Genomic DNA, 10939 nt, shown 5'->3' on the forward strand with positions numbered 1-10939 from the left:
GCACCAATGCCAATTGCTTCACCCTGGCTCAAACCACAGACCTGTTTCGCCTCACCAACTAGACTCGCAATTGCCTGTAAGGTTTGCCCATAATCATTTTTTGGTGTTGCAACTCGTTGCCGCCAGAGAACTTTTTGACCGTCCAAGACAACAGCCTCTATTTTCGTACCACCGAGATCCACACCAAGTTTCATAAATCCCCTTCTATCAACCATCCACACCCAAATATGAGCGTCATTTTGTACCTGATAAAGCCGATACCACGTTACAAGTTTATACACATTTTTGAAAATATTTTTTGCGATTAAAAATGCTTTCTGGTATAAAGGCGGGCTCTTTAGTGAGGACTCCAAAAAAGGGTCCGATATTTGAATTTTTTTGAACGTGCTTTCAAGGGACGTTTCGAAGTTGGAGGCAAGGTTACAATGTCTAGAGTATGTCAGGTTACAGGCAAGCGCCCAGTAGCAGGAAACAACGTTTCACACGCAAAAAACCGCACACGTCGTCGTTTTTTGCCTAATTTACAATCTCACCGTTTTTGGGTTGAGGGCGAGAAGCGTTTTGTTAAGCTTCGTGTATCTACCAAAGGTATGCGTATTATCGATAAAAAAGGCATCGAGACAGTTCTTAGTGAACTACGTGCTCGCGGCGAGAAAGTTTAGGAGATTGAGCAATGCGTGATAAAATCCGTTTAGTTTCAAGCGCTGGTACTGGTCATTTCTACACGACTGACAAGAACAAGCGTAACATGCCAGAAAAGATGGAAATCAAAAAGTATGACCCAGTTGTGCGTAAGCACGTGGTCTACAAAGAAGCTAAAATCAAGTAAGATTTTCTACCTTTCGAGGTAGGCAGCTTATTGCTTCCATTGAAAAGCCCGACTTTATTGTCGGGTTTTTTGTGCCTGTCTATGTCTATATTTTCAAAGTTTCAAGCTAATAGCCTTTGGGTAGTTTTACCTCTAATTCGATGGGTAAATGGTCAGATACCGGAAACGTTACCACGCCCGCCCTCTTAACCAATAGGCTACGACTCACCAGAATATGATCTAAGGCCTTTTCAGGGCGCCAGCTAGGAAATGAATGAGATACGCCCGGCAAAGTCACCAAGCCGGCTCCTTTTAGCGGAGAGTCATGCAGTATTTTCTCGGCATGGGTATTCATGTCGCCCATCAACACCACATGGTTATAGTCATCAACCAAATCCCGAACAAAACGTAGCTGCTGTTTTTGGGCACTATCGCTGAGCGACAAGTGCATAATCACCAATACGATCGGATCTTCCTCTTTTCCGTACTCGGCAACAATCACGCCTCGGCCAGGTATTAAGCCAGGCAAGCGATGCTCTTCAACCTTGATTGGCCGGAAACGACTTAACAAGCCATTACTATGCTTTGCTACAGGACCAAAATTTCTATTTAACTGCTGATACCAAAACGGCAAACCTGCATTACTCGCAAGGTATTCGACCTGATTAATAAATCCGCTGCGCAAGCTACCGCCATCGACCTCCTGCAAAGCCACCATATCGTACTGACTAATCAGCTCAGCAATTTTATCCAGATTGTCTTGCCGCTTTTTGTGAGGCAAAACGTGCTGCCAACTACGTGTCAGATAGTGACGGTAGGAAGAGGTGGAAATACCCACTTGAATATTGAAGGTTAATAGTCGAATCGTTTTGTCTGTTTCAAGAAACGGGGTCTTTTTCAGTTCTTCAGGGTGCACCTGTTGCGATGCTGCGTTTTGTAGCGACTCATTGATCGGCGTAATCAGTTCACTGATACGATGTTTGATTCGTTGATACATAAACTAGAATTACCCTGTTTCACGACGACTATTCATTACCACATTAATCGGCCTTAACAACAGCATAAGCGGCCCTTATGATTTTCTCAAGGCAAAAAAAATGGGGCTCATCACCCCATTCTTAAAAACGACAAATCCGGCACTAGTTCTTCTTAGCTTCTCGTTCTTTATTAACCAGATAATTCGCAATCTTTACCATATTGCCAAAGCTGCCTGCGTCACGAACACCGATTTTGTATTTGCCATTAACAATCAAAGCCGGTACACCTGTAATACGCAACTTCTTGATCTTGTCTTGAGCTTTTTTGATCGCCTCATCTATCTTGGAAATCTTTCTAAACCCACTGGCCTCAAATACCTTATCAAAGTCTTCAGACTTTATGCCTTTATCCATAAACAAAACTTTTATGTCGTCTACGTCTTTATACTTCTTAGGGTTCGATACGATCTTATCGAATAAGTACTGGTGCATCTCTTTGTACACACCCAGGAACTCAGCTGCGTAATAAGCTTTTGCATGCTCTACCCAACCAGGGAAGGTTGCTGGCATTAAACGGAAATCTACATCATCCGCCAAGCTTTTCTCCCACTCAGGTAAGTGGTCATTGTTAAATTCGTAACAATGCGGGCAGCCATACCAAAATAGCTCTAGTATTTCTATTTTAGAAGGGTCTGCGGTTTTTACCGGGTAAGGCAATTCTTTATAGTGGCGCCCTTTTTCCCAAAGATCCGCTGCAAAACTCATTTGACTAAGCAGTAGCATGATCGCTACAAACGGCATCAACCAAAAACGATTCTGGCTCTTTTTATCAGACACAAAGGCCCCCTTAATAACTATTTAAACGAACTATCCATAATAGCTTTAAGGTTTTACAGGTCAATAACACCTAGATGACCATTTAGTTAGAGTCTGGGTAAATGCCTTTAGTAGGCCTATCGTCTGGCCGGAAGGTATAGATACGAAAAAGCCAGGTCGCTGACCTGGCTTTTTTTACTTCATTTTAAGGTAAGGGCTGTTTAAATGCTTTATCCCGGAAGAAGGAACCTAATCCGGTCGATGCATCAACTTGCCACCAGCCAGCGAACCCCCATACTTCTGTTGTTTCTGAGTTATCATCTGCATTTGATGTGTCGTCTGTTACTGATTCAACATAAACATAATCGAGTGAACTATCCGGGCAATCAACAGTTGATGTACCGCCGCCCTCAAAACATATCAAGATTTCATCTGTTGAAGTATCGAGCGACCAGCTTAAACCTGTCTCAGAACCTCCATCCCATACTTCTGAAAATACGCCCCCGCTAGCAAAAATCATTTGCTCACTTAGGTTATGTTCAAAAAAGTAGGTACCCAATAAATCACTCTCAGCCGTCAAATCAACAGGGCTAGGCACTTCTGAGGCTAAGGTAGACTGAGTCACCATTAGCTCGGCACGCGTAGGTCCTTCCATCATACCGTCCTTTTTGACGACAATTTCGGGCCTGAACAAGTCACTAAAATCAGCTAATGCCACGTCATGTACTTCAGATAAACCAGCAATAGTAATTTCAAGATTACCTGAGCTATCTACCAACCAAGTTGTTGCCTCATCACCTGTATCTGTTGTTCCAGCACTTTCGTCATCATGCCTCCAGACGAATCGTCCAGTATTACCTGAGCTGTCAAATACATAATATTCTTCATACTCTGTCGAAGTGCCATCGTCATACCATTCTCTTAAGAGACCAGAACCCAGAACTCCCAGCTCTTGTCCTTGCGTCAGAGTTGCAGAGTCCGAGAAGTCCACTCCATTATTGCTTGCCGCAGCAAATGGATCTGCGCCCACACGCTGAAGTACAAAGGAACCTTCACCATCATCTAGGCTAAGCGCGTCTCCATTTAAAGACATGCTCCAACCGAGACCTGAAGGATGAGATAAACCGCCCTCACCGTCGCTTTGACCCAGCACGGAAACAGAGAAATCTCCTGTTTCCTGATCCCAGGTATAAGTTCCGTGCTCTGCTGAAGTTGGCACTATCACACCAACATCATGCTCTTCTCCGTTGTTGGTATGCATAATGATGTAGCGAGTTTCATCCACAAAAACCAGAATATTCATATTACCCGGCTCAGGTATCTGCCAGGCACCAATTAGTGGGTTCGTATCAGAGTATCCTCGCACAAGCTCATCCGGGCCTATATCATCATCGAACGTTAATACATCGCCATCGATCACCATGGTCATCTCGCCAATGGCATTATCAAGCCCTCCATCACCGTCACTTTCGCCAACTTTATTTGGTTCAAAAACACCGCTTGTTGGGTCCCATGTATATGTGCCATGCTCTGCAGAAGTTGGTAGCACACCATAAACCGGATCGGATTCCGAGTTTGCAGTATGCCCTACGATATAATTCGCATCACCATAAAAGACAACTGCATGGTAGTCACTGCCACCGTTATCAAGTAGCCAAAGGCCGATATTCTCTCCAGCCGGAGCACCGCCCGTTCCGCCACCATTACCCGGTAAGATGACAGCCGCTTTCAGATCCTCAAAAGCTACATTATTGAACATCAGTTCCTTATCACCGGCGCCCTGTAGCTGTACTCCTCCTCGGCGCACAATCGGCCCTGCCGTTTCGGAATTATCAACAAAGATAAACTGGTGACGCTCTTCACTATCCAAATCAACGAGCTTCGCTACCAATTCAGGCACCTCGAAAGAAATAACTTGATGTGAATCGATGGTTGTCGAGCTTATCGCCAGTTCAGCTATATGGAATACATCTGAAGAGTGGTCATAAACTTTCACAAAACCAATCCCTGCATTTTGATCACCGTCCAAACCACTGCCGTCACCTGAAGTCGACTCAAGATAAGCACGAATATGGAATGATCCACCATGATCATAACCATGACCAATATACAGCCCCCGATCAGACACTTCTTGCGTCACTGGCTGAGCAAGTAGCTCTGCCGCGGTCGAAAATACATCAGCAAAAGACGTCGCTGGAATTGGATCATGAATACCATCCTCATCAGGGTCTTCAGCGACAAAGCCTATTGGCACCACATTGTCGCAATCAAGGTTTGAAGCAAACCAAGGTGACCAGTCTGCATCACACTCGAAAATATACGAAGTGTTAACAGCGCTGAGCTCTGCAACAAAGATCTCTGCGCCATCACTAAAGACGGCATCCGCATCGAAAGCTTCATCACCAAAGGCTAAGTGAACTGGCAAACCAGAGACATCAAAGGCGGACAAATCTACATCCGTCGCGACAACATCGTTGGGATCACCATCAAAGCTTGCTGCAACTCTCGCGGTCTCACCAAGCGTTTCTGATCCATCGGCACCGTAACCGACAATGATAAACAGGTCATCAAGTCTTTCAATGCCATTGGCTGTCAGTACCGACATTTCTCCTGCACCGATATCTTCTGAGCTACGATCAACCCACATGCCAGTTTCAGGGTCTAACTCAAATAGCGTCTCAAGCTCACCACTTATTGTTCCGTATTCAAACTCAAGTTGAGTATTGCCCGCAGCATCGTGGTCATAGTCTATTTCAAACCATGTTGCCCCCGTAGAATCAATATCGCTTTCGGTAATGGCAACGGGTGCCGAGCCTGTATAAGTGCCGTTAGAAGAACAGGTTAAGGTTTCACTTTCATTTTGCTCTGAATCCGTAAAACTCCCACCAGCTATACCCGTACCATCATAGTTACCTGATAGTACAAAGCTTCGACCCGGTTCGTTATTAAGCTCTTCTACAGAGAAATCGCCATTAGTATCGATCGTACCAATCGACATCCAGCCGTCTTCGCCGTCACCTCCATTGAGAATAACCTGGTTTCCTTCCTGCTGTACTCGAACCAAAGCAAAACCTGATAACTCATCTTCCGCAACACATTGATCACCAGAGTCATTTAGCATCTCGTTATCTGGGTTAGTTCCGTCAACACTCCAGGCAAGTAGGTACTCACCAGACATATTAGGAACACCCGAGCCATCGCATGTGGTATCAGCTGTATATGGACAAGCATCGGCGTTATCACCGATACCATCGCCATCGGTATCAAACTGCTCTGTCGCATCATCAACAAACGCATCTTCCTGATCGACAATACCATCACCGTCAGCATCTTCGACTGTAGTACCACCAGTCCCACCATTATTCATTGCCATCAAGAAGGATTCAGCTGATAGTTGCCCATCAAAGAACCATTCCGTGTCATCAGAACAAGGTACAGACCCCCAACATACCAGTAGCGCACCATTTTCATCATCGACCCCAAAGGCGTGAATATATTCTGTTTCTGTGCCTCCATTGAGTGATAAAACCAAGTCCCCGGCTTCTATACTCCAGTCACCTGAATAGTGTGATTCTCCGCGCGACAAGGCATTGTCATCTAGCTCAGCACTAAACGAGCCATCAGAATTAAAGGTCATGGACTCCATAATGTAGTAAGGGTCGCCACCATCATCTGGCGCATCGTCGAAGTAAACATTAAAGCGAGTTTGGTCAGAAAGTTCTTCTACCGTAAACATATGACCAGAGGTGTCTCCCCCATCACAGGCATCACCTATTCCATTATGGTCGCTATCTTGCTGATCACTGTTTGCATCAGTCGGACAGTTATCAATATCATCCGGTATACCGTCTGAGTCACTGTCAGTCGCATCTTCACTCACTGCATACAGCATGCTAGCAATGTAGTCATTAGCTTCACCATCATGGAAGAACTTGGTAGAAATATGAGGGAAGCCATCAGACAAGATGCCTAGCTTACGAGAGAATACTCCTGAAGCACTTGTCGCCGTAAAGCGAACAAAGCCAGAATCTATCGACCAGGTAGTCGTGTATTCAGTTCCAGTGTGATGGTCTTCGAAGCTGCCGGTTCCACCGCTATCAAAAGCAACCGTATCTTGCTCGCTGTACCAAACGGTATCGTTCACTTCTTCTGTCGTTAGCAGCTTATCCAGGCCGCCACAGTCCTCGACAGCTTGGTCGTAGTCCGCTTCAACCGCGCCACTTTCGACATCCCCTGTGGTACAGGCTTCTGGGCCGCTAGTTCCCATATCACGCATCCACTGTGCAGGGCCGTCATATTCAATACTGGAATCATTACCTTCATCGATTACCGCACGAATACTCCCATAGTCCACAGACCCGGAAGTCAGCGTATATTCATCCCAGTCATGAGAACCGGTAGCAGTAGTAATTTCCAAGACTAAGGTTTCACCATCGATTAACCAGGTAAACTCTTCTCCCTCTGCAGGACCGTCTTCAAAGAAAACTGTCCCCGTACCATCATCTCGTATTTTGTAGAAAGCCTGGCTCTCAGGCTCGGTGTCACCTTCTGGGAAGGTGATTGCAAAGTGACCAACCACATTCTCAGCTGTGAATACACCGTCTTCAGAACCACTGCCACTACAGGCATCTCCAACACCATCGCCACCCGTATCTGCCTGGTCGGGGTTTGGCACATCGATACAGTTATCTTCACTGTCTACAACTCCATCGTGGTCTGAGTCTGGCTCTGGAGGAATATAGCTAAAGTTACCCTGAACCTCCTCAATCGCCGGACCATTCAAGCCACTATCATAATGGTGCTTACCTGCTTCGCGGAAATGCCCAGTACGAACATAGAGCTGACTGTCGGATGAGTCTTCGATCATTGAAGCAATCACAGCATCAGGCATTTCATCACCAAACTCTTTACCAAGCTCTGTAGGTAAAGCGAAAGAAATCACCAAGTTCGTATCATCACCTAATGGGTCCTCTATCGTCCAACTTGAAGAGTGATCGAGTGCTTCAAGCGACTCGCTATCCCAGTCATAGATATAGAAGCTGACATCACCACTTGTACCCTCATCACCACTTGTGTCGGCACCCGTTAGGTAGGCAAAAACTTCACCTTCATCAGAGTAACCCGCTGGCATACCCTGCCATTTCTCTGTCATTGAAGAGTCTGCTTCATAAATAATGTCACCTAACGAATCGGCTAACACAGGGCTACCCGTACCGTCATCTGTTTCCATTGCATTATGACAAGCCATCGTTGGTGCGGTACCGTCTGCCGGACCATCATCAGGTGCTCCCCCGCAGCGAACTTCATAAACATCCAACTGCGACACAGCATGTATCCCCAAAGCCAAGACCTCACTACCTGCAAAGACTTCTTCAGGCGCTGTTAGGCCTTCTTCACTCCACTCACGAGGGATCAAACCAAACATTGGCTCTTCCGTAACATTCGCAGAGAATGGCGTTACTTGCCAGTTCGCTAAAATGTTATCGCTTGCATCCTTTGCAACCACATTAGCTGTAACACCTGGCGTACCCTCAACCAACATTTTGTCTGATACTTCAACCCAACCATTGGCTCCGAGCATGAAACTTGAGTCTTCCTCAGTTTCCTCTACCCACATCGGTGCACCGGTGCTGGTGTCGTATCGATAACGACGCTCTTCAGTGTCATCAATCACACCATAGAAGAAGTCGAAGACCGGCTGATTGGCTGAGTCCTGATAATGCTCGTCGCCTTCCATCCAAACAAAGCCTACATTAGTTCCGGTTTCACCATCGAAGATAGTACTTGCAGACACTTCATCCATCGGCGTAAAGGTTTCTGTTGCATTGTAGGCACAGGTCGCAACAATCTGGCCGTCTGCACTTGCAAAGGTGAAGCTCTCTTCAACGGTGGCAACAATGACACCTGACTCTGCATCCAACTGACCATCAACATCCAACTCAGTTTGCATGGAACCATGCTCGCCGCTGTACTCATCGCTGAATGAAGCACTAATGCGTCCTGATGGATCGATCATCAACTCACCACCTTCATCATGCCCTTCATCACCAAAGCTAACCCTTAGAACAGAACCTTCTTGTCTCCATAGAGACACTCGAGTCATTTCATCATTTACATCGAAAGGACAAATGCCATCTTCAGTGCCTGACTCATCAGTTTCAGTTTCAGAGTTAACAATGCGTTCATTCAAGTAGAACAAAGCTACTGAAGGCACATCACACGCGTCACCAACACCATTTTCATCGCTATCTGCCTGTCCAACATTACTATCGAGTGGACAGTTATCGACATCGTCAGCAATCGTGTCGCCATCATCATCGGTGTCACAAGCGTTACCCAAGCCATCAGAGTCTGTGTCTTTCTGCTCTTCATTAGCGATTAGCGGGCAGTTATCATCTCCATCGTGACTACCATCGTCGTCACTATCCGCTAACAGTGGGTCCGTACCTTGAGCCGCTTCATTCTCATCGGATACGCCATCGTTATCATCATCTAAGTCACAAGCATTACCCTGACCATCCTGATCAGTATTCTCCTGGTTCGCGTTAACGATTAATGGGCAATTATCGACTAGATTTTCAACGCCATCACCATCAGAGTCCGGATCACACACATCACCAATCTGATCCCCATCTAGATCAAGTTGGTCAGCATTCTCCTTAACCGGGCAGTTATCACTAGCATCTTCAATCGAATCGTTGTCATCATCGTTATCACAGGCATCGCCTTGTGCATCATGATCAGCGTTCTCCTGAACTGGGTTTGCCACCGCAGGGCAGTTATCTACCGTATCTGGAATACCGTCCTGATCTTCATCAGCAGTACAAACATCACCCACTCCATCTTCATTGGCATCAGCTTGATCATCATTCGGAACCGTTGGGCAATTATCCGCATCATCATCAACAGCGTCATTGTCATCGTTCAAATCACAAGCATCACCTTCAGCATCATCATCTGAGTTACGCTGATCAGCATTAGCAATTGCTGGGCAGTTATCGACACCGTCATTGCTACCATCATCATCAGAATCGGCATCGGTAGGTGAAGTACCCTGAGCTTCTTCCATGGTGTTCAATACACCGTCACCATCACTATCAATGTCGCAGGCATCACCTTGGCCATTGCCATCGGCATCTTCCTGGCCTGCATTAGCAATCAGCGGGCAATTATCATCACCATCATTTTCGCCATCGTCATCTGTATCAGCATCAGTCGGGTCGGTGCCTTTTGCATTTTCCTCCGCGTCGCTTAGACCATCATTATCATCATCATGGTCACAAGCATCACCACCATCTGATTCAGAATCAGAGTTTTCCTGATTACTGTTAGCGTCAATTGGACAGTTATCGAAGGCGTCTTCTACACCGTCACCATCATCATCACTATCACAAACATCACCAAACTCATCGCCGTCTGCATTCAGCTGTCCAGGGTTCATATCGACAGGGCAGTTGTCCTGCTCATTGCCTACTCCATCATTGTCGGTATCGGCATCACAAGCATCACCAAATCCATCTTGGTCAGCATTGTTCTGGTCTTCATTTGCAACCGTTGGGCAGTTATCAGATTTGTCACCTAAGCCATCACCATCACTGTCTGATTGCTCATTTGGATCGTTATCGAAGTCATCAGCATCATCTGGCGCACCATCATTGTCATCGTCATGGTCACAAGCATCGCCTTGCGCATCGCCATCAAAATTTTCCTGACCCGCGTTGGCATCATTTGGACAATTATCAATGCCGTTTGCTACGCCATCGTCGTCATCATCACCCTGAGAGTCTTCCTGACGCGTCTCGTCTGTTGGGAAGGCATCATTCTTATCATCAACGCCGTCATCATCTGAGTCGCTGTCCTTAGGATCAGAACCCGCAGCCTCTTCTGCCTGGTCACTCACGCCATCATTATCATCGTCGCCATCACAAGCATCTCCGCGAGCATCGCCATCGAAGTTTTCCTGGCCTGGGTTAGCATCGGCAGGGCAGTTATCTAACTGATCGGCGAAACCATCCTGATCGCTATCAGCTTCACAAGCATTACCTAAGCCATTGCCATCAGTGTCTTCCTGATCCGAGTTAGCGGTCGAAGGACAGTTATCGACACCGTTCTTGATATCATCGCCATCACGATCATCATCACAGGCATCACCAAAGTCATCACCGTCTAGGTTATCGCTCTGGCCATTCCTATTCGGTACTGTTGGGCAATTATCTGCGCTATCTTCGACTGTATCGTTATCATCATCACTATCACAGGCGTCACCTTGGCCGTCACCATCTGAGTCACGCTGATCACTGTTACTATTCACTGGGCAATTATCACGGCCATCACCTAC

At 46.4% G+C, this 10939-nt stretch carries 6 protein-coding genes; 2 read left to right on the top strand and 4 right to left on the bottom strand.

All coding sequences use genetic code 11. From position 1 onward, the window contains the following. A partial coding sequence (locus tag A3757_RS12040; RefSeq protein ID WP_156506295.1) for an ROK family protein occupies positions 1–194 on the bottom strand: 194 nt, incomplete at its 3' end. Positions 195–425: 231 nt separating this feature from the next. On the opposite strand from A3757_RS12040, the gene rpmB reads away from it, so the two are divergent. Both rpmB and rpmG read left to right on the top strand, forming a co-directional pair. After that, positions 426–662: a 50S ribosomal protein L28 gene (gene rpmB, locus A3757_RS12045; RefSeq protein ID WP_068510857.1), complete on the top strand. Its 237-nt coding sequence runs from the start codon at positions 426–428 to the stop codon at positions 660–662. An 11-nt stretch (positions 663–673) separates the two neighbouring features. After that, positions 674–829: a 50S ribosomal protein L33 gene (gene rpmG / locus A3757_RS12050; RefSeq protein WP_068510851.1), complete on the top strand. Its 156-nt coding sequence runs from the start codon at positions 674–676 to the stop codon at positions 827–829. Positions 830–935: 106 nt separating this feature from the next. Here the strand turns inward: rpmG and A3757_RS12055 are convergent, their stop codons facing one another. From A3757_RS12055 to A3757_RS12065, 3 genes are all read right to left on the bottom strand, one after another. Next, a complete protein-coding gene (locus tag A3757_RS12055; protein WP_068509233.1) occupies positions 936–1805 on the bottom strand; it encodes an endonuclease/exonuclease/phosphatase family protein in 870 nt (289 codons plus the stop codon). 142 nt (positions 1806–1947) lie between these two features. Next, complete coding sequence (locus tag A3757_RS12060) at positions 1948–2622, bottom strand: thiol:disulfide interchange protein DsbA/DsbL (RefSeq protein ID WP_082865026.1); 675 nt, start codon at positions 2620–2622, stop codon at positions 1948–1950. Between the two features lie 184 nt (positions 2623–2806). Continuing rightward, on the bottom strand, positions 2807–10912 hold the full coding sequence (locus A3757_RS12065) for a thrombospondin type 3 repeat-containing protein (protein WP_068739691.1): 8106 nt from the start codon (positions 10910–10912) through the stop codon (positions 2807–2809). Positions 10913–10939 lie beyond the last annotated feature (27 nt).

It is taken from the genome of Oleiphilus sp. HI0117 (assembly GCF_001635235.1).